The following is a 20,932-nucleotide window of genomic DNA, read 5'->3' as shown; positions in this document are numbered from 1 at the left end:
AGTTCAAGTGATATGGATGTAGTGGTTTATGCCCCAGCATCAATTGGTAATGTAAGCGTTGGCTTTGATGTGCTGGGGGCTGCCGTGTCTCCAATGGACGGCACACTATTGGGTGACCGTGTATTGGTGAAATCTGGGGCTGACCCGTTCAGCCTTAAAACGGCGGGTGATTTTGTTGAGAAATTGCCAACTGAACCAAAAGAGAACATCGTCTACGACTGTTGGCTTGTGTTTGCTCGTGAGTTAGACAAAAAAGGCGTTGAGCTAAAACCACTTGAGATGACGCTAGAAAAGAACATGCCAATTGGCTCTGGTTTAGGCTCAAGTGCATGTTCTATCGTTGCTGCATTAGATGCATTGAACCGATTCCATGGACAGCCACTTAAAGAGACAGAATTACTAGCGCTGATGGGAGAGATGGAAGGCAAGATCTCTGGTGGTATTCACTACGACAACGTTGCGCCATGTTACCTTGGTGGTGTGCAACTGATGCTTGAAGAGTTGGGTATCATCAGTCAAGAAGTACCTTGCTTTGATGATTGGTACTGGGTGATGGCGTATCCGGGTATCAAGGTATCAACGGCGGAAGCGCGTGAGATCCTACCATCTCAATACCGCCGACAAGATATCATTGCTCATGGTCGCCACCTTGCGGGCTTTATTCATGCGTGTCATTCTGGTCAGCCAGAACTTGCTGCAAAAATGATCAAAGACGTGATCGCAGAACCGTATCGTGAGAAACTGCTTCCAGGTTTTGCGAATGCACGTCAATACGCAGCGTCTGCGGGTGCATTGGCAACCGGTATTTCTGGCAGTGGTCCGACACTGTTCAGTATTTGCAAAGAGAAAGATGTCGCTGAGCGAGTTGCTCGCTGGTTAGAACAAAACTACGTACAAAACGAAGAAGGATTCGTCCACGTTTGTCGTCTAGATAAGCAGGGTTCGAAAGTAACAGGAAGTGAGCTATGAAGCTTTACAATATAAAAGAAAATGATGAACAAGTTTCCTTTGGCCAAGCCGTTCGCCAAGGGTTAGGCCGTAACCAAGGTCTATTTTTTCCATCGGAATTACCAAAATTTGAAGATATCGATGCGCTGCTTGCAGAAGACTTTGTCTCTCGTAGCACTAAGATTCTATCGGCGTTAATTGGAGATGAACTTACAGAGGAGCAAGTGAATGCCCTTGTTGATGCTGCGTTTCAATTCCCTGCGCCTATCAACCAAGTAAAAGACGGTGTTTATGCACTGGAACTGTTCCATGGTCCAACGCTTGCGTTTAAAGACTTTGGTGGTCGCTTTATGGCGCAATCTCTTGCTGCGGTTTCGGACGGCGGCAAGATCACCATTCTGACGGCAACGTCTGGCGATACTGGCGCAGCCGTTGCGCATGCTTTCTACGGTATGGAAGACATCAATGTTGTGATTCTTTACCCGAAAGGAAAAATCAGCCCACTGCAAGAGAAGTTATTCTGTACGCTTGGTAAAAACATTCACACTGTCGCGATCGATGGCGACTTCGATGCGTGTCAGGCACTGGTTAAGCAAGCTTTTGATGATTCAGCACTGCGTGAAGAGATCGGTCTGAACTCTGCAAACTCAATCAACATCAGCCGTTTGATGGCGCAAATCTGTTACTACTTTGAAGCAGCTGCGCAAATGAGCAAGCAAGAGCGTGAAAACCTAGTGGTATCAGTACCAAGTGGTAACTTTGGTAACCTAACTGCTGGTCTACTGGCAAAAGCGCTGGGCTTGCCTATCAAGCGCTTTATCGCGGCAACTAATGCCAATGACACTGTTCCTCGCTACCTAGAAACAGGTAAGTGGGAGCCAAAACCAACAGTCGCAACAACATCGAACGCGATGGACGTGAGCCAACCAAACAACTGGCCTCGTATTGAAGAGCTGTGCCGCGTGAAAGAGTGGGGCTTGGAGACGTTAGGTAAAGGCGCAGTATCTGATGAGCAAAGCGCACAGTCAGTGAAAGATTTACATGCTCTAGGCTACCTATGCGAACCGCATGGTGCGATTGCTTACCGAGTGCTTGAAGAACAATTGCAAGACGGTGAAACCGGTCTGTTCCTATGTACTGCTCACCCTGCGAAGTTCAAAGAAGTCGTGGATGATATTCTAGAATCCGATATCGAGCTTCCTGCGCCACTAGCGAAGCACGCTGCGATGGAGCTGCTATCGGAAGAGCTCGACGCAGACTTTGACGCATTGAAACAAGTACTGCGCCGCGTGCAGTAAGCTTCAAAGTATAGTAAGTATCAAAAACAGAAATAACGAGAGGTGAATGAGTAATCATTCACCTTTTTTATTGTCGGTAAGTTTTGACTCTCTTTATGATTGAGAAACGAACTTAACTAAATGAGATGGAAAGAGAAGCATGCATTTTTTGATTTTTCTTGGCTCAGTGAGAGACAGCACGCCACCACGACCAGCCCGTTTAGGAATGCGAGTCAGTAAAGCGTGTGAAAAACTCATCGCGAGTCAACATTCGCAACATACGGTCGAAATCATCGACCCTTTGAATTACGACTTTGATGATGTGTTTAAGCCCGAGTTTGCTTATCACCGCTCTAAAGTTCCGCAGCACCTAAGTGAGCTAGCAGACAAAATCAAACATGCGGATGGGTATGTGATGGTTAGCCCGGAATATAACCATTCGATGAGTCCTGCTTTGGCGAACATGCTTAACCATTTCGGCAGTTCGCTGTTTTCTTACAAGCCGAGTGCTATCGTGACCTATTCTGCCGGACAATGGGGTGGTGTTAGAGCTGCCGTTTCTATGCGTACCTTCTTATCTGAACTTGGATGTCTACCTGTCTCTGCGATGATCCACATTCCGAAAGCGCAAGAAGTCTTTGATGAACAGGGCGTTGCTGCGGATGAGTCGGAGCAGACGCAGTGGGACAACTATATGAATCGCACTATGCATCAATTGATTTGGTGGGCAGAAGGGGCGTCACTGCAAAGAGATAGGCTTGATCCAACCTCTGTAGCGCAAGCGTTTCAGAAAGATCCTTCGCAAAGAAATGCACCTTAGAGGCGAGTTGCTTTCCACTATAGAAAGGGGTTAGAAGGATTCTGAAACAAAAAAAGCTTGGTCATTGCTGACCAAGCTTTTTAAATTCTAGCGAGCTAGTTTACTGAGAGATTATAGAGTCTCAGTAAAAGTACGAGCGATTACATCACGTTGTTGCTCTGGAGTTAGCGAGTTAAAACGTACTGCGTAACCAGAAACACGAATAGTTAGTTGTGGGTATTTCTCTGGGTGTGCAACTGCATCTTCTAGTGTTTCGCGTTTAAGCACGTTCACGTTTAGGTGTTGGCCGCCTTCGATACGAGGAGCAGTTTCGATTGCAACTTCACGGCTTTCGTATTCACCTAGGTCGCTGATTGCGATAACTTGGTCTGCTTCGTAGCCAGCAGTTGCAGCAACACAACGAGCTTCATTTTTTTCGCTATCTAATAGCCAGATAGAGTTTAGTAGGTCGTCGTTTGCCGCTTTTGTAATTTGGATACCTTGGATCATCACTATCTCCTAGACCACTTACGTGGTGATTATTGGTGTTAATTTTCGAATTTTCGTTGAGCTGAGTATTATATAGCTAATATCCACTATTTTAATATTGATTTGAGTCAAAAAACAACCAAAAACATTATTTTTATTAAGGTAATTTTATTGAGTTAAATCAATAAAACCTTTGAAAACAAACTAATTACAATTTATTTGATAATATAAAAAATATTTAATAACTTGTTTTGTTGTAAATTTACTACAAATTGAGATTAAAGTTTAAACTGGTTAACGCAACTATCTGTATTTAGGTAGCAATACTGAAAGTCTAAAGTGATTAAATGACAAACATGAAAAACAAGCTTGGGAATAAACTCATTGGTGCACATGTCTCTGCTGCTGGTGGGGTCGATCAAGCTCCGTTGAGAGCTCGTGAAATTGGCGCAAATGCATTCGCACTATTTACAAAAAACCAACGCCAGTGGGTGGCGAAGCCTTTAGAAGTAAAAACCATCAGTGCGTTTAAAGCGAACTGTAAAATGCTGGGTTTCGGAGCAGAACATATTCTTCCCCATGATTCTTATCTGATTAACTTGGGTGCGCCGGAAGAAGAAAAGCTGAATAAATCCCGCGCGGCATTTATTGATGAAATGGAGCGTTGTAATCAGTTGGGGCTGACTTTGCTTAACTTCCATCCGGGTAGTCACCTAAAAAAAGTCTCTGAACAGGAGTGCCTCGCGACGATCGCCGAGTCGATCAATCTTGCGCATAAAGCGGTGCCGAATGTGATCGCTGTTATCGAGAATACGGCAGGTCAAGGCACTAACTTAGGCTGGAAGTTTGAGCACCTTGCTGAAATCATCGAGCAAGTGGAAGATAAAGATCGTGTCGGCGTTTGTATTGATACCTGCCATACCTTTACGGCTGGTTATGACTTACGTACAAAAGAAGATTGCGAGCGCACCTTTGCAGAGTTCGACCGTATCGTAGGTATGCACTATTTAAGAGCAATGCATCTAAATGATTCAAAAGTAGAGTTTGCCAGCAAAGTAGATCGCCACCATTCTCTAGGTAAAGGAGAGATCGGGTGGGATTGCTTTGAGTACATCGCGAAAGACCCTCGTTTTGATGGTATCCCTCTGATTTTAGAAACAATTGATCCAGATATTTGGCAGCAAGAGATCAACACGTTGCGTCAATTCCATTTAGCGGCCATTGACAGTTAATGGCGTAACCACAAAGTTGGCACCTTTCTTTCTTAGTCATTGAACATCAATCTCTGAATTAGCAAAGAAGGATGCCAATATGTCTCGACCACTCTCTTTTACTCCTTATGCTTACACTCGTCGCGTGCTTCGCTTACCGATGCCTAATCGTCACATTACCGGACAGGGGCATTTTCGAACGCCACAGAAGCATTAGTCTTTTATTACTTGTCTCAAGTTCGTGGTAAGTTTTTGTTTGTTTGAGTTTCGCTCGTTAGAATAGAAGCAAAATTTAGGACAGGAACTTTCCATGAATCAGTCACCCACTTGGCACGATGTGATCGGCGAAGAGAAAAAGCAGAGCTACTTTGTAGACACCTTGAGTTTTGTTGAAGCCGAACGCGCCGCAGGCAAAGCTATTTTTCCTCCCGCAAAAGATGTCTTTAACGCGTTTCGTTTTACCGAGTTCAAAGACGTTAAGGTCGTGATTCTAGGACAAGACCCATACCACGGCCCAAATCAGGCGCATGGCCTGTGTTTCTCTGTACTTCCTGGCATTAAAACGCCACCGTCACTGGTTAATATGTATAAAGAGCTGGCGCAAGATATTGAAGGTTTCCAAATCCCTCAACATGGTTTTTTGCAAAGCTGGGCTGAACAAGGCGTATTGTTACTCAATACGGTATTAACGGTGGAGCAAGGTAAAGCGCATTCACATTCAAAGACAGGTTGGGAAACGTTTACTGACCGAGTGATTGAAGCCATTAATCAGCATCAAGAAGGTGTAGTGTTCTTGCTGTGGGGGGCACACGCGCAGAAGAAAGGGCGCTTTATCGATCGCAACAAGCACCATGTGTTAGCTGCCCCACACCCATCGCCACTTTCTGCACATCGAGGCTTTTTCCGTTGTAAGCATTTCTCTCAAGCAAACCAGTTGCTTACATCACAAGAAAAAGCACCAATTAACTGGCATTTGCCATTAACGGTATAAATGAAGAGACAGCGATCATGGATGGTATGATCGCTGTTTTTTTGAGCACGCTCGAGGCTGATAGTAAATTTCTCATGTACACTTACTAAAAGTAGGTGTTAAGGAGAGACGCTATGATGATCGAAAGAATTCGACGCGAACATGGTTATATGGTTCGTCTGTTGGCGATACTGCGCCATAAGCTTAATGAGATAAAAAAAGAACGTGTAATCAACTATGCGTTAGTAAGCGAGATTGTTGATTACCTCTCTAATCATTCGGAGAAAGTACACCACCCGAAAGAAGATATCCTCTATCACCACTTTCTTGAACACTATGGTAAGCAACAAACCATGGAAAATTTAGAGAAAGAACATCTAGAGTTAGCGAGTAAAACCAGAGAGTTTTCATCCGTGATAGAGATGATCCTTCAGGATGCTGTTGTGCCACAAGACATGTTTGTCGCTCACCTAGAAGATTTCATAGAATCGCAAAGGCACCACTTGGAGCTAGAAGAGCGAAAAATTTTGCCTCTCATTGAAGAGTTATTTACCACAGAAGATTGGCAGCATGTCGAGAGCTTATGGAGCGTCAGTGAGGATGACCCTGTGTTTGGTGACACGATTGCTGATCGTTATAAGCAGTTGGCCGAACGTGTTCGTCAAAGTGATACTGAATATGTTTAAGACTGAATGATGAAACCTGAGCGAGCGAAAGCCGTCTCTCGGGTTTGTGAGATACATTTCTTATTTATTGGGAATCAACCAAAAATTTAGTGTGCATATTTCTCGGCAAAAAGTACGGAAGATTCTCATTGAGTAATAATGGTATTCATACTTAAACCTTGGTACATAAACTCACGGTGTTTACGGTCACTGTAAACAAAAAACAAAAGGCACCTGTAAGGTGCCTTTTGTTTGAATTAGAGTTTAATGTCTTCCAAGTTATAATCGGTACAGACATCAAGTTCGCGCAGCTCTTTAAGCAAATTGCGTCTGTCGTTCATCTCTTCTATTTCACGCCACTTTCGCTTTACTGGTTTGGCACGAGATTTGGTTGTTGAGGTAGTATCCAGATTAAAAATGTCATCTAGTTGAAAGCCTTCCATAAGCCACCTTTACCTTTCTTAAGCTAAACTGTTGTAACCAGTCCTTGTGGAGTTTTTTTAGTACCACAATAGCCGTGAGAATAACCATGATATATTTCGCATTTGTGTCGGTAGCATGACATTTTCGTGCAAAAATATTCTCAAAATCACACTTTTTATTGCAACGATGTGGATAAAAAATGCACAAACGATCTCAAGAAAACGATTAAATAGAGAGATTTTCTATGTTAATTCGATTTGATGAATGGGGGCACTGCGCAAAGGTTAAAGTTGCATAAAATCAGTTTGATGAAATAGTGTTCAATTAGATGGTAAGTCACTAGCGTAAATTTATGTAACACCTTGTGAATACTAGCTTGTTCTTGTTTATACGGTTTACCATTCCATTTAATGAAGAATAATTATTTATGTTGGTGTTTGGTAATTGAAATGTTGCGCAGTTTGAGTGTTAAGTCTTCTATTTATGTTATTTTTTGGTGACTTTATAGTGAAAAATAACAATGTTATTCTTGTTGTTGCATATTGATTTTTGCGCTCCTAGGTTGCATTATCCGCCCGTCAAAAAATACGCTGGTACGTAAAATGGATGCATGAAGCGACGTTTACGATTCTAGATTGCCCATAAACATTACTTAAAAAGCTAAGCACACTTTGACACTTAGCAGGCAATTTGGTGGATGGCTAGGACGCATAGACTGGCGCAACTCACTTTGAGGTACACATGACAGACTTAATCAATTTGATGAACGATCTCCTCTGGGGCTCGATTCTGGTTTATCTTCTTGTTGGTGTTGGTATTTACTTCACCGTTCGATTAGGGTTCATTCAGTTCCGCCATTTCGGCCACATGTTCTCTGTTCTTAAGAACAGCCGTAAAGCAGACAAAGCTGGTATTTCCTCTTTCCAAGCGCTTTGTACTAGTCTTGCTGCACGTGTTGGTACAGGTAACATGGCGGGCGTTGCAGTTGCATTGACTGCGGGTGGTCCTGGTGCGATCTTCTGGATGTGGCTGATTGCAATGCTTGGTATGGCAACATCGTTTGCTGAGAGCACACTGGCGCAGTTATACAAAACCAAAGATGATGATGGCAACTACCGTGGTGGCCCTGCCTACTACATGGAAAAAGGCCTGGGCATGCGTTGGATGGGCGTGTTGTTCTCAGTTTTCCTAATCATCGCTTTTGGTTTGGTATTCAACGCCGTACAAGCTAACTCAATTGCCAATGCAATGAGCAACGCATTTGGTTGGAATAACCTGTATGTCGGTATTGCCGTTGTTTTACTGTCTGCAATTGTTATTTTCGGTGGCATCAAGCGTATCGCAAGAGTTGCTGAGATGATCGTTCCGATCATGGCACTACTTTATCTAGCCCTAGCGCTGTTCATCATGTTCTCTAACCTAGAGAAATTACCTGATGTATTGATGCTTATCTTTAAGAGTGCATTTGGTCTGCAAGAAGCAGCAGCAGGTGGTCTTGGCTACGCAATTGCACAGGCAATGATTAACGGTATCAAGCGCGGTCTATTCTCGAATGAAGCAGGTATGGGTTCTGCACCTAACGCGGCAGCTTCAGCAACACCTTACCCACCACACCCAGCGTCTCAAGGTTACGTACAGATGCTAGGCGTGTTCATGGATACGATCGTTATCTGTTCTGCAACAGTGGCTATCATCCTGATGTCTGGTGAGTATGTCGGTCAAGCAACAGAAGTGACGGGTATCGAGCTAACTCAGCGTGCATTGAGCTCACAAGTTGGCGATTGGGGCGGCATCTTTGTTGCTGTGGCAATCTTCTTCTTTGCGTTTACTTCAATCATTGCAAACTACTCGTATGCTGAAACGAACTTAATCTTCCTAGAGCACAATCATAAAGCGGGCTTAAGCATTTTCCGCGTTATTGTTCTTGGTATGGTTATGTTTGGTGCACTAGCTTCGTTACCAGTCGTATGGTCGCTTGCTGATGTCTCTATGGGTCTGATGGCGATAGTCAACTTGGTGGCGATCATCTTGCTATCTGGCATCGTGATTAAACTGGCCAAAGATTACAATCGCCAGCTTGGTGAAGGCAAAGTGCCAACATTTGATGCGAATGATTTCCCAGAGCTGAAATCTCAGCTTGAAGAAGGCATTTGGTACAACGATAAAAAAGACTAAGTGAGCTATCACTCATAGTTGAAAGCTATTAGTACGATGTAAAAAGCCATGCAGACAATGCATGGCTTTTTTTGTACCCTATTAAAAACAAAATTAGAGAAGGGAAAGTCATGCTTATCGTAGTTTCTCCAGCGAAGACTCTTGATTACGAGTCTCCGTTAGCGACAGAAAAATTTACTCAACCTGAGTTGGTCGAATACTCAAAAGAGCTTATCGATGTATGCCGCAAACTGACTCCTGCTGATGTTGCCTCTTTAATGAAAGTGAGCGACAAGATTGCCGATTTAAATGTGGGCCGATTCCAAGAGTGGAGTGAAACGTTTACCACGGAAAACTCACGACAAGCCATTCTTGCATTTAAAGGTGACGTTTACACAGGGCTAGACGCCGAAAGTTTATCTGAAGCGGACTTCGAATATGCTCAAGATCATCTGCGTATGCTATCGGGTCTCTATGGTTTACTAAAACCACTTGATTTGATGCAGCCATACCGTCTTGAAATGGGTACCAAGCTTGCAAACGACAAGGGTACGAACTTGTACCAGTTTTGGGGCAACGTTATTACGGACAAGCTTAACGAAGCGATTTCTGCTCAAGGTGATAATGTCCTTATCAACCTTGCATCAAATGAATACTTTAAAGCGGTTAAGCCAAAGAATTTAGATGCGCAAGTGATCACGCCAGTATTCAAAGATTGTAAGAATGGTCAATACAAGGTCATCAGTTTTTACGCGAAGAAAGCGCGCGGTATGATGGCGCGTTACATCATTGAAAACCGTGTTGAGAGCGTAGCAGACCTGGCGAAGTTTGATACGGCGGGTTACTACTTTGTGGAAGATGAATCGACGCCAACAGAGTTAGTATTTAAACGCGAAGAGCAAAAATAAAGCTGATTGAGACGTAGTCTACGTTAATCTCTATCAGCACAAACGAAAAAGGGTTGGCATTGCCAACCCTTTGTTATTTTCTAGCTTGAGCTACTTGGCCCCAACAAGATTACTTCTTCTTAGCGGTTTTCTTTTTCGCTACTTTTTTCTTGTCGTCTTTTTTCTTTTTCTTCTTAAACACAGGCTTTTTGTGTTTAGGACGCATCTCTTTCACGAAACGCTCTTTGATGTCTTCTTTCACGTAACGTGCAACGCGATCCATCATTGGTTGGTCGTGTGCTTCTACGATTGAGATAGCGTTACCTTTCTTACCTGCGCGAGCCGTACGGCCGATACGGTGAAGGTAAACATCAGCCGTGCGCGGCATGTCGTAGTTGATAACGTGTGATACATCCGGAAGATCGATACCACGCGCAGCAACGTCCGTCGCGAGCAGCACATTCACAGTTCCATCGCGGAAGCGAGAAATCGCATTGTTACGACGATCTTGCGGCATTTCACCTTGAATCCAAGAACATGGAATCTGTGCACTTTCAAGCTGCGCTCGTAGCTCAGCCAAACGCTCACGAGTCTTTAAAAAGACGATAGTGCGCTCAGCTTGCTGAGTAATAATGTGTTTTAGTAATTCCAGTTTGTGTTCAGCATCATCAGCTCGGTGGTACCACTGAGCAATTTTCTTACGCTCACGCAGCGGCGATTTTGCATCGATCTCTGCTGGGTCATTCAACAGATCAGCGGTAAAGCCTTCTACGCCTTTCCCTTCTAACGTTGCTGAGAACAGAAGGGTTTGCTTACGCCAGCGACATTCGTTAGATAGGCGATCGACAGTAGGAGCAAAACCCATATCTAGCATACGGTCTGCTTCATCAAGGATTAACCATTCGATTGCACGACAATCAAAACGTTCTGCATCAATGTATTCTTTTAAACGGCCAGGTGTCGCAACCACAATGTCTTGTGTTGTTGCAAGGATGTCGGCGTGCTCTTGGTACTGAACACCACCAGTGATGGTGAAAATGTTGAGTTTGGTATTTTTTGCCAAAGCACGTGCTTGATCGGCAATTTGCATCGCCAGTTCGCGAGTAGGCGTTAGGATCAAAATACGCGCAGGCCCAGGCTTACGACGAGGGAAGTCTTGCAAGTATTGCAATGCTGGCAGGACGAAGGCGGCCGTTTTACCAGTTCCTGTTGGCGCTGACGCTAGAATGTCACGACCGTCCAACGCTTGTGGAATCGCTTCTGCCTGAATTTTTGTTGGGCGTTCGTAACCCATCTCTTCAATGGCTTCAAGTAGGTTTTGGTCTAGATCAAGTTCAGCAAAGGTTCTGATCACAATGAGTTCTCCACAAGCAAAGCTTGGTTAATGGTTCGCCACAACAGCATAGAATACAAAAAGGTCGCACATTATAAAGTGATTGGTGATAAGGATCACATGTTATTTCACATCTTAAGATAAAACTCGCGAGTTAACTGGATGAAATCATCACTATAGCCGTCATTTGAACGAATAATTAAATGTGACGTTTGCGAATCGCAAGGTCGTTTTGACAGTTCAAATAACAGTCTGTGTACTGGTTTCTTTTCTGACGGTTGCACACGACAGATCCTCGATAGATACCAACCTTGGTTTAATGCTAGCTCAATGAACTGCTCGCCTTCGGTGATTGGCAACACAAAACTAGCCCTCCCTTCGTCATCAAGCAAATGATAGCAACGCTGCAGCAATGCGTTATGGCCTAGCGTATCAGTGTGCCTCGCGGTTGCACGTTGACTGTGTTTCGATTGCTCGCCGCTGTTGAAGTAGGGCGGGTTACAAATGATGCGTTGGAATGGATGTGTCGGCGTAAAGTGCAGTATGTCGGTGTGATGCACACTTACACGATCTGACCAAGGAGACTGGGCCATATTTTTTTGCGCGGCAGCAACGGCTGTTAATTCGATATCGACCGCGGTTATTTGAGCTTCTGTAAAGCGTTGAGCACACATCAGGGCAAGCAGGCCAGTGCCAGTGCCAATATCGAGAATTTTAGCGTCGTTAGGGCTTTGAATCCAAGCACCAAGCATTACCCCATCTGTGCTGACTGGCATACCACTCTCGCCACCCTCAATACAAAATTGCTTAAAATTGAAGCCTTTAGTTTTCAGTTTTTTGTTCTTCATGATTGTTTTATATTTGCTCAATAATTAAGTGGATTGCTCTATTGTTTATTAATTGTATAGATTGTTGTTTTGTTGGTTATTAAATTGTATTGTTAATTGATCGAGATAAAGAACTGGTCTTTTATTTGGATCTGGTTATATCCACTGCTTTTAAGTTTGAAAACTAAATTAATATGGTGTTTTTTTCTTAAAGGTTGCCAAATGATGAGTCTTTCGTCATTATGCGGCGAAAATTTTATAGATTGAACCACGTGTACTTATTGACTTTAGGTATACAAAAAGTGGTCTAAGCATACACAACATTCATTAATTAAAAGACAAGGGTTATCTGTGAAGCAGACGTTAAAACTAACAGATATTATCGCAGTAGGCTTTATGCTATTTGCGTTCTTTTTAGGTGCGGGCAATATTATCTTTCCACCTCTAGCGGGTCAGTTAGCGGGTGAAAACTTAATGCCAGCTATGTTTGGTTTCTTGCTAACAGCGGTAGGTCTACCTCTTATTACTATCGTTGCTATTGCTGTTGCTGGTGGTTCTTGGGATCACTTGACGCAAGATCTTCCGAAAAAAGCGGCAGTTCTTATGGCTGCACTGATTTTCATCATCATTGGTCCTGCGTTTGCAGCGCCTCGTACTGGCCTAGTGGCTTACGAGATGGCGGTGAAACCTTTCTTCCTTGAGGCGTCACAAACGCATCTGACAGCGTTCTCAGTGATCTTCTTTATCGCAGCGATGATGTTCTCATGGTTCCAAGGCCGTTTGATCGATCTTATCGGTAAAGTACTGACACCAGCATTGTTCGTTGGTTTGATCATTCTTGCTGTCGCTGTCTTCCTTGATCCTCAGGGCGATATGATTGGCGCGCACGGTGAATACCTAACGCAGCCTCTGACCAAAGGCTTCTTAGAAGGCTACAACACAATGGATACGTTCGCGTCATTGATGTTTGGTATGCTGATGGTTGATGCACTGCGCGGTAAAGGCATTACTGAGCGCTCTGCAACTACTAAATATCTGATCTATGCAGGTTGTATTGCTGCTGCTGGTCTTGCGTTTGTTTACATCTCACTATTTTACTTAGGTGCGACGAGTGCAACGGTTGCTGCTGGTGCTGATAATGGCGGCCTAGTGCTTAGCCAATACGTTCAAGCGTTGTTTGGTCCATACGGTCAAATCGTTCTGTCTGTCATCGTATTGCTAGCGTGTCTGACAACCGCGATTGGCTTGATTTCTGCGTGTTCAGATTTCTTCAGCTCGAAAACACCACTGTCATACAAGCAATGGGTACTGATTAATGGTTCTGTTTGTGCATTGGTTGCAAACGTTGGTCTTGCACAGCTGATTTCTCTGTCAGTGCCAGTATTGTTTGCGCTGTACCCTGTGGCGATTGCGTTGGTTGCACTAACATTTGTGCGCAGCAAACTGCCAAATCCACGTTTTGCTTACCGCGCGGTACTGCTTGTATCTCTGTTGTTTGCGTTGGTTGATGCGGCAAAAGTATCGGGTATTGATGTTTCTGCGTTTAACATGTTGCCACTATTCGAAGTCGGCATGGGTTGGGTGCTTCCAACATTTGCGGCTATCGTGTGCATGTTCTTCATCGCGAAACCTCGCCCAGAACTAGCACAAGAAACCGCGTAATCACTTCGCGTTATCAAGATAATAAAAAGCCCGATGAATTACTTCATCGGGCTTTTTACTTTTTAATGATGACGTGTTTGCGCTATTAAAGCGTGTCGTGGAATTCCACAAGAACTTGTTCACACCATTTTTCGATGCGTTCATCACTCAGTTCGTACTGTGAGTCTTCATCTAACGCAAGTCCAACAAACTTGCTGCCATCTTCGATCAGTGCTTTCGATGCTTCAAATTCGTAGCCTTCATTTGGCCAGTAACCGATAAAGGTTGCGCCTGTGGCTTGTAATTCATCGTGAAGTAAGCCCATCGCATCTAAATACCACTCTCCGTAACCTTCTTGGTCACCCAGGCCAAACAGCGCTACAACTTTGCCTTTCAGTGGCGTGGTCGCGATGTCTTGCCAAATCGCGTTCCAATCTTCTTGAATTTCACCAAAATCCCAAGTTGAGATGCCAAGGAGTAATAAGTCGTAGTCCGCCATTAGTGATAACGGTGTCTCTTTCACATTGTGAATGTCGACAAGGTCTTCACCAATAAGGGTACGAATTTTCTCTGCTGCCATTTCTGTGTAGCAGGTCGTTGAGCCGTAAAAGAGTCCGATTTTCATTATATTCGTCGTTATTTGTGTTGCTGTTGTGGAAGATTCTAACCATAAATTGAGGAAGATTGCAGCGAATATCCTATGTGGGATGATTTTTTATGGTATTGGATTGGCAGGTGCTTTAATCTAAATACTGTAAATATAAACAGATAAGGAAGCATTCATGACGGCACAACAGCCTGTCAATCAACAAGATTTTTCGCTTGTTGAGCAATTCTTAGATGCGATGTGGATGGAGCGTGGCCTATCAGAGAACACGTTGGCTTCCTACCGAAACGATTTAATGAAGCTGCTCGTGTGGATGGAAAAACATCGATACCGTCTTGATTTTATCAGTTTGTCTGGCTTGCAAGAATATCAAAGCCACCTTGTAGATTTAGATTACAAACAGACGTCTCGTGCGCGTATGTTGTCGGCGATTCGCCGTTTATTCCAATACCTGCATCGTGAGAAGGTGCGCGCTGATGACCCGAGTGCGCTCTTGGTTAGCCCTAAACTGCCACAACGTTTACCCAAAGATATTAGTGAAGAACAAGTGGACGCGTTGCTCGAAGCGCCAGACCCGAATGACCCTATAGAATTGCGCGATAAAGCGATGCTAGAGCTACTCTACGCAACAGGATTGCGTGTGACAGAGCTCGTCAGTTTGACCATGGAAAATGTTAGCTTGCGCCAAGGGGTGGTGCGCGTGACAGGTAAAGGTGGTAAAGAACGCCTGGTTCCTATGGGGGAAAATGCGGTCGATTGGATCGAGACGTTCATTCAACAAGGGCGCCCTGCGTTACTTGGTGATACATCATCCGATATTGTTTTTCCTAGTAAACGCGCAAGGCAAATGACTCGTCAGACGTTTTGGCACCGTATTAAGTACTATGCTTTGATAGCAGGGATTGATACTGATCAGCTGTCGCCGCACGTACTGCGTCATGCCTTTGCCACGCATTTATTGAACTATGGCGCAGATCTCAGGGTCGTACAGATGCTTTTAGGACATAGTGACTTATCGACCACGCAAATTTATACTCACGTGGCGACTGAACGATTGAAGCAGATCCACAGTCAACACCACCCAAGAGCATAACAATGGTTAGATTCATCCATGTCTTCTTGGAAAAACGATTTTACATTAAGGTGAATTTCATGAGCGTATTACGCCGACTAACTCTGCTGACTTTACCATTTTTTGTTACCGCTTGTGGTGCAGAAGAAAGTCAGGCTCAAACGGAGACTCCTGCGCAACAAGTGGCGCCAGCTGCACAAAGCGGCTTTGATGAAGCAGCATTAAAAACTAAGTTCTCAAAGCTTGGTTTATCTATCGTTGATATTCAACCATCAGACGTCGCTGGCTTATTGGAAATTCAAACCAATGGCGGGATCCTGTTTGCTTCAAATGATGGTAGCCATTTTATCGCTGGTACGCTTTATGCCATTAATGATGATGGCAGTTACAAAGATGTCATAGCAGAGCGTCAAGCGCCGCTTAACGCCGAGAAAATTGCTCAGTTCTCCGATAGCATGATCGAATACAAAGCCGACGATGAAAAGTATGTTGTGACTGTATTCACTGATATCACCTGTGGTTACTGTGTGCGTCTGCATAGCCAAATGCAAGGCTATAATGACCTAGGTATTACAGTGCGTTACATGGCTTACCCTCGCCAAGGTGCAACTGGCCCTGTGGCAGAGCAAATGGCAACGATTTGGTGTGCTGAAGATCCGGCGTCGGCAATGCACAACGCGAAAGTGAATCGTACATTTGATAACCCTGCGAAAGACTTAAAACAGTGTAAAGAAACCATCCAGGCGCATTACAATCTAGGTCGCCAATTGGGTATTTCTGGTACGCCAGCAATCTTCTTACCGAATGGCGAAATGGTTGGTGGCTACCTACCACCTGCAGAGCTATTGAAACGTTTAAAGCAACTATAATCCATTAGGAGCAGAGCCGGCAAAGTTGTCGGCTCTTTCAAGCATGATAGAAATTCAACGACGTCCTGAACCAGATCTTTCCCTTCTTCCTGATTCCATTCCTCCGATTCTTAAACGTATCTACATCAACCGTGGGATAACGGATCTTTCACAATTAGAAACGTCGGCCCGTGGGTTGCATTCATATCAAAAACTCGGGGGGATTGAGCAAGCTGTCGATCTTTTGTTTCAGGCGATAAAAGAACAAAAACGCATCATCGTTGTCGGTGATTTTGACGCTGATGGCGCGACAAGCTCAGCATTATCAGTGCTCGCGCTGCGCATGCTTGGTAGTCACAATGTGGATTATCTAGTGCCAAATCGTTTTGAAGACGGTTATGGGTTAAGCCCAGAAGTCGTTGACCAAGCCCTAGAGCTTGGCGCTGAGATGATCATGACGGTGGATAACGGCGTCTCATCAATCGAAGGCGTGCGTTACGCAAAAGAAAATGGCATTACCGTGCTCGTTACCGATCACCACTTACCAGGACAAGTGTTGCCTGATGTGGATGCAATGGTGAACCCAAACCTTGACAGCTGTAGCTTTCCATCTAAAGCGCTTGCGGGTGTGGGGGTCGCGTTTTATCTCATGATGGCACTATGCGTTCATATGCGAAAACACAATTGGTTTGCAGAACAGGGGATGCAAGAGCCCAAGTTGATGGAACTGATTGACCTTGTTGCACTGGGTACCGTCGCCGATGTCGTTCCATTGGATGAAAACAACCGCATTCTTGTACACCAAGGTTTGCAACGTATTCGTGCGGGCAAAGCGCGTCCCGGCATCCAAGCGTTAATTGAGGTCGCTAAGCGCGATGCGCGTCGTTTAGTTGCGTCCGATTTTGGCTTTGCTTTAGGTCCACGTATTAACGCAGCAGGCCGTCTTGATGACATGTCTTTCGGTGTTGAACTGCTGATGTGTAACAACATCCACGCAGCTCGTCGCATGGCAAGTGAATTGGATGGCTTAAACCAGACTCGTAAAGAGATTGAAGAAGGCATGAAGCAAGAAGCGATGGCTTTCTGTGAGCGCCTTCAGTTTGGTGAAGGCAATGAGCTTCCTTATGGCTTAGCCTTATTCCAACGTGATTGGCACCAAGGTGTGATTGGTATTTTGGCTTCGCGCATTAAAGAGAAGTTTCATCGTCCAGTCATTGCATTTGCTGATGGTGGAGAAGGGACGATTAAAGGCTCGTGTCGTTCTATTCCGGGGCTACACATGCGCGATGCGTTGGATTTCATCGACACGCAAAACCCGGGTTTGATCATCAAGTTTGGTGGACACGCCATGGCAGCAGGCTTAACGATTAAAGAGCAGGATTTTGAGCGTTTCAGTCGTTTGTTTGATGAAGTGGTAAAAAAGGAACTCGATGAAGCGGCGCTAAAAGGCGTGATCATGTCAGATGGCGAACTTAAGCCGGAAGAGTTCTCTATGCATGTTGCTGAACAGCTGCGATCGGGTGGCCCTTTTGGACAAGCCTTCCCTGAACCAATCTTTGATGGTGAGTTTAAAGTACTGCATCAAAAGCTGGTGGGTGAGAAGCATCTTAAATTGATGTTAGAGCCGCTTTATAAAGGTCACCCTACCAATGTGATGATCGACGGCATTGCATTCAATGTTGATCTACGCCGATGGCCAGATGCATCGGTTAAAACAGTACGTCTCGCGTATAAGCTGGATGTGAATGAATTTCGTGGTAATCAATCATTGCAATTGATGATCGACCATATCGAAGCTAAGTAATACCTAGATTAACCTTTCTTATAGAGTACGGTTGCCCCTAAGTGGGCGTAAAATTTTATGACCGTGCTCTCTCTCACCGCAATCTGATTTCTCATCCGAAATTTTCCTGTATCTCGGTCACATTTTTCAGTAGAATTTCTCGGTTAAATTCTATTCTAAAATGTTGAGTAAACATGTTTGAAATCAATCCAATTAAAAACCGTCTGCAGGACGTGTCTCAGCGCACAAATGTCCTGAGGGGGTATCTTTGACTATGACGCGAAGAAAGAGCGTCTAGAAGAAGTCAACGCAGAACTTGAACAACCAGATGTATGGAACGAACCTGAGCGTGCGCAAGCACTGGGTAAAGAGCGTGCATCACTAGAAGCGGTTGTTGAAACCATTGATCAACTAGAGCAAGGTGTGGAAGATGTAGAAGGTCTTCTTGAGCTGGCTGTAGAAGAAGAAGATCAAGAAACATTTGACGAAATTGAACCAGAACTTGCTGAGTTGGAAGAGAAGCTAGAAAAGCTTGAATTCCGTCGTATGTTCTCTGGAGACCACGATAGCTCTGATTGTTACATCGATTTGCAAGCTGGCTCTGGTGGTACAGAAGCACAAGACTGGACTAACATGCTGCTGCGTATGTACCTACGTTGGGCAGAAGCGAAGGGCTTCAAAGCTGAAGTGATTGAAGTCTCTGAAGGTGAAGTCGCGGGTCTTAAGTCGGCAACAGTTCGCATCTCTGGTGAGTATGCGTACGGTTGGTTACGCACTGAAACGGGCGTTCATCGTCTTGTTCGTAAATCTCCGTTCGATTCAGGCGGTCGTCGCCATACGTCATTTGCTTCTGCGTTCATCTATCCAGAGATTGATGAAAACATCGACATCGACATTAATCCTTCCGACCTACGTATTGACGTTTACCGTGCGTCAGGCGCAGGTGGTCAGCACGTAAACACCACAGAATCTGCGGTACGTATTACGCACGTACCTACGAACACAGTGGTTCAGTGTCAGAATGACCGTTCTCAACATAAGAACAAAGATCAGGCAATGAAACAGCTTCGAGCGAAGCTATTTGAGCTTGAATTGCAAAAGCAAAATGCGGAAAAACAAGCTAATGAAGACGCTAAGTCTGACATTGGCTGGGGTAGCCAGATCCGTTCTTACGTATTGGATGACTCACGTATTAAGGACCTCCGTACGGGCATTGAAAACCGTAATACTCAAGCGGTTCTTGATGGCGATCTGGACAAATTTATTGAAGCTAGCCTGAAATCAGGTCTATAAAGCTTTTCACCGACAAAAACAGGATACATCGAAAATGACTGATGCTGTTCAAAACGAAACTGTACTAGAAGAAAATAAGCTGATTGCTGAACGCCGCGCTAAACTGGATGCAATCCGAAAGAGCTGCAAAGCGAACGGCCATCCAAACGACTTCCGTCGTGACGCACTAGCGGGCGACCTTCAGAAAGAGTTCGGTGAAAAGACGAAGGAAGAGCTAGAAGAGCTTAACCACGTAGTAGCAATCGCTGGCCGTATCATGGCTAAACGTGGTCCATTCTTGGTAATTCAAGAAACTTCTGGCCGTATCCAAGCTTACGCTGACAAAGCGGTTCAAAAAGTACTTAAAGAAAAATACCAAGGTCTAGATATCGGTGACATCATCGGTGTTAAAGGTGCACTTCATAAGTCTGGTAAAGGTGACCTATACGTGAACATGGAAGAGTACGAGTTGCTAACCAAAGCACTACGTCCACTTCCAGAGAAGTTCCACGGTCTAACTGACCAAGAGATGCGTTACCGCCAACGTTACGTTGACCTGATCGTTAACGAAGACTCTCGTCAAGCGTTTGTAGTACGTTCTAAAGTAATGTCTGCAATCCGCAACTTCATGATCTCTAAGCAGTTCATGGAAGTTGAAACGCCAATGATGCACGTTATCCCTGGCGGTGCGAGTGCGCGTCCATTCATCACGCACCACAACGCACTAGACATGCCAATGTACCTACGTATCGCGCCAGAGCTATACCTGAAGCGTCTAGTTGTTGGTGGTTTTGATCGCGTATTCGAAATCAACCGTAACTTCCGTAACGAAGGCCTTTCTCCACGCCACAACCCAGAATTCACAATGATGGAATTCTACATGGCGTACGCAGACTACAAAGATCTGATGGACCTAACTGAAGAACTACTAAGTTCAGTGGCGCAAGAAGTTCTAGGTTCAACGTCAATGCCTTACGGTGATGAAACGGTTGAGTTTGGTGGTACTTACACTCGTATGAGCATGTTCGAAGCAATCAAGCACTACAACCCAGACCACTCGCAAATCCAAGCGCTAACAGAAGAAGACCTACAAAACCGTGATCTAATGGTTTCTATCGCGAAATCTGTTCACGTTGAAGTAGAACCTTTCTGGACATGTGGTCAGCTTCTTGAAGAGATCTTTGGTGAAACAGCAGAACCTAAGCTAATGCAGCCTACGTTCATCACTGGTTACCCAGCAGATATTTCTCCGTTGGCTCGTCGTAGCGACGATAACCCGTTCTTTACAGACCGCTTTGAGTTCTTTATCGGTGGCCGTGAAGTAGCGAACGGTTTCTCAGAGCTTAACGATGCTGAAGACCAAGATGCACGCTTTAAAGCACAGGTTGAAGCGAAAGAGTCTGGTGACGACGAAGCAATGTTCTACGATGCAGACTACATCACTGCTCTAGAGCACGGCCTACCGCCAACAGCAGGCCAAGGTATCGGTATCGACCGTTTGGTTATGCTACTGACTAACACGCACACTATCCGTGACGTGATCCTATTCCCTGCAATGCGCCCGCAAGCGTAATTCGATAGGATGAGTAAAAAACCACCTTCGGGTGGTTTTTTTTTGCCTTTTAGTTAAGTTAATTCAAGTTGTTGCATTTGCTTTTTAATGGGATATGCAAATAAACATTCGCCAAATCTCAATCTATTGCATAGTCTTAATACTGAGACAGAC

General features: G+C 44.6%; 19 protein-coding genes. 14 read left to right on the top strand and 5 right to left on the bottom strand.

Annotation, left to right across the window (positions count from 1 at the left end; translation table 11 throughout):
• Window positions 1-12 precede the first annotated feature (12 nt).
• From thrB to R7P72_RS16560, 3 genes are all read left to right on the top strand, one after another.
• A complete protein-coding gene (thrB, locus tag R7P72_RS16570) occupies window positions 13-969 on the top strand; it encodes a homoserine kinase (RefSeq protein WP_005381819.1) in 957 nt (318 codons plus the stop codon).
• Window positions 966-2,246, top strand: a complete 1,281-nt coding sequence (thrC, locus tag R7P72_RS16565) for a threonine synthase (RefSeq protein ID WP_005381818.1) — start codon at window positions 966-968, stop codon at window positions 2,244-2,246. Before thrB ends, thrC begins: the two co-directional genes overlap by 4 nt.
• A gap of 139 nt (window positions 2,247-2,385) precedes the next feature.
• Window positions 2,386-3,045: an NADPH-dependent FMN reductase gene (locus R7P72_RS16560; RefSeq protein WP_005381816.1), complete on the top strand. Its 660-nt coding sequence runs from the start codon at window positions 2,386-2,388 to the stop codon at window positions 3,043-3,045.
• 111 nt (window positions 3,046-3,156) lie between these two features.
• Here the strand turns inward: R7P72_RS16560 and grcA are convergent, their stop codons facing one another.
• Window positions 3,157-3,534 carry an autonomous glycyl radical cofactor GrcA gene (grcA, locus tag R7P72_RS16555; protein WP_005381814.1) on the bottom strand — a complete coding sequence of 126 codons (378 nt, stop codon included), beginning with the start codon at window positions 3,532-3,534 and terminating at the stop codon, window positions 3,157-3,159.
• A gap of 326 nt (window positions 3,535-3,860) precedes the next feature.
• On the opposite strand from grcA, the gene nfo reads away from it, so the two are divergent.
• The 3 genes from nfo (at window position 3,861) to R7P72_RS16540 (ending at window position 6,380) form a co-directional block, all read left to right on the top strand.
• Window positions 3,861-4,745 carry a deoxyribonuclease IV gene (gene nfo / locus R7P72_RS16550; RefSeq protein ID WP_005381812.1) on the top strand — a complete coding sequence of 295 codons (885 nt, stop codon included), beginning with the start codon at window positions 3,861-3,863 and terminating at the stop codon, window positions 4,743-4,745.
• A gap of 289 nt (window positions 4,746-5,034) precedes the next feature.
• A complete protein-coding gene (gene ung / locus R7P72_RS16545) occupies window positions 5,035-5,715 on the top strand; it encodes a uracil-DNA glycosylase (RefSeq protein WP_318110726.1) in 681 nt (226 codons plus the stop codon).
• Between the two features lie 113 nt (window positions 5,716-5,828).
• Window positions 5,829-6,380 carry a hemerythrin domain-containing protein gene (locus R7P72_RS16540; protein ID WP_005381807.1) on the top strand — a complete coding sequence of 184 codons (552 nt, stop codon included), beginning with the start codon at window positions 5,829-5,831 and terminating at the stop codon, window positions 6,378-6,380.
• Window positions 6,381-6,616: 236 nt separating this feature from the next.
• Here the strand turns inward: R7P72_RS16540 and R7P72_RS16535 are convergent, their stop codons facing one another.
• Window positions 6,617-6,802 carry a DUF3545 family protein gene (locus R7P72_RS16535; RefSeq protein ID WP_005381805.1) on the bottom strand — a complete coding sequence of 62 codons (186 nt, stop codon included), beginning with the start codon at window positions 6,800-6,802 and terminating at the stop codon, window positions 6,617-6,619.
• 721 nt (window positions 6,803-7,523) lie between these two features.
• On the opposite strand from R7P72_RS16535, the gene R7P72_RS16530 reads away from it, so the two are divergent.
• On the top strand, window positions 7,524-8,957 hold the full coding sequence (locus R7P72_RS16530; protein ID WP_005381800.1) for an alanine/glycine:cation symporter family protein: 1,434 nt from the start codon (window positions 7,524-7,526) through the stop codon (window positions 8,955-8,957).
• Window positions 8,958-9,067: 110 nt separating this feature from the next.
• Window positions 9,068-9,844, top strand: coding sequence for a peroxide stress protein YaaA (gene yaaA, locus R7P72_RS16525; RefSeq protein ID WP_005381798.1), 777 nt, complete (start codon window positions 9,068-9,070; stop codon window positions 9,842-9,844).
• Window positions 9,845-9,953: 109 nt separating this feature from the next.
• Here the strand turns inward: yaaA and srmB are convergent, their stop codons facing one another.
• The gene (gene srmB, locus R7P72_RS16520; RefSeq protein WP_005381797.1) at window positions 9,954-11,177 is read right to left on the bottom strand and encodes an ATP-dependent RNA helicase SrmB; all 1,224 of its coding nucleotides are present in this window, start codon (window positions 11,175-11,177) and stop codon (window positions 9,954-9,956) included.
• 107 nt (window positions 11,178-11,284) lie between these two features.
• A complete protein-coding gene (locus R7P72_RS16515; RefSeq protein WP_104975862.1) occupies window positions 11,285-12,004 on the bottom strand; it encodes a tRNA1(Val) (adenine(37)-N6)-methyltransferase in 720 nt (239 codons plus the stop codon).
• A gap of 330 nt (window positions 12,005-12,334) precedes the next feature.
• On the opposite strand from R7P72_RS16515, the gene brnQ reads away from it, so the two are divergent.
• Window positions 12,335-13,645 (top strand): branched-chain amino acid transport system II carrier protein, encoded by a 1,311-nt coding sequence (gene brnQ / locus R7P72_RS16510; protein WP_005381792.1) that lies wholly within the window; start codon window positions 12,335-12,337, stop codon window positions 13,643-13,645.
• 85 nt (window positions 13,646-13,730) lie between these two features.
• Here the strand turns inward: brnQ and fldB are convergent, their stop codons facing one another.
• The gene (gene fldB, locus R7P72_RS16505) at window positions 13,731-14,249 is read right to left on the bottom strand and encodes a flavodoxin FldB (protein ID WP_005381790.1); all 519 of its coding nucleotides are present in this window, start codon (window positions 14,247-14,249) and stop codon (window positions 13,731-13,733) included.
• A gap of 157 nt (window positions 14,250-14,406) precedes the next feature.
• On the opposite strand from fldB, the gene xerD reads away from it, so the two are divergent.
• The 5 genes from xerD to lysS all read left to right on the top strand — a co-directional run bounded on the left by xerD (window position 14,407) and on the right by lysS (window position 20,779).
• On the top strand, window positions 14,407-15,324 hold the full coding sequence (gene xerD / locus R7P72_RS16500; protein WP_005381788.1) for a site-specific tyrosine recombinase XerD: 918 nt from the start codon (window positions 14,407-14,409) through the stop codon (window positions 15,322-15,324).
• Between the two features lie 59 nt (window positions 15,325-15,383).
• Complete coding sequence (gene dsbC, locus R7P72_RS16495) at window positions 15,384-16,172, top strand: bifunctional protein-disulfide isomerase/oxidoreductase DsbC (protein WP_005381786.1); 789 nt, start codon at window positions 15,384-15,386, stop codon at window positions 16,170-16,172.
• A 43-nt stretch (window positions 16,173-16,215) separates the two neighbouring features.
• The gene (recJ, locus tag R7P72_RS16490; protein ID WP_005381784.1) at window positions 16,216-17,955 is read left to right on the top strand and encodes a single-stranded-DNA-specific exonuclease RecJ; all 1,740 of its coding nucleotides are present in this window, start codon (window positions 16,216-16,218) and stop codon (window positions 17,953-17,955) included.
• A gap of 173 nt (window positions 17,956-18,128) precedes the next feature.
• Window positions 18,129-19,227, top strand: a protein-coding gene (gene prfB, locus R7P72_RS16485) for a peptide chain release factor 2 (protein WP_100068604.1) whose coding sequence is annotated in 2 segments (ribosomal slippage) — window positions 18,129-18,203 and window positions 18,205-19,227 — 1,098 coding nt in all. Because the reading frame shifts where the segments join, the coding sequence is not laid out codon by codon here.
• A 34-nt stretch (window positions 19,228-19,261) separates the two neighbouring features.
• On the top strand, window positions 19,262-20,779 hold the full coding sequence (lysS, locus tag R7P72_RS16480; RefSeq protein WP_005381781.1) for a lysine--tRNA ligase: 1,518 nt from the start codon (window positions 19,262-19,264) through the stop codon (window positions 20,777-20,779).
• The last annotated feature ends 153 nt before the right edge of the window (window positions 20,780-20,932 follow it).

The organism is Vibrio sp. Vb0888 (assembly GCF_033338835.1).
GTDB classification, from domain to species: Bacteria; Pseudomonadota; Gammaproteobacteria; order Enterobacterales; family Vibrionaceae; genus Vibrio; species Vibrio alginolyticus.
This window is presented reverse-complemented; position numbering and strand designations above follow the sequence as displayed.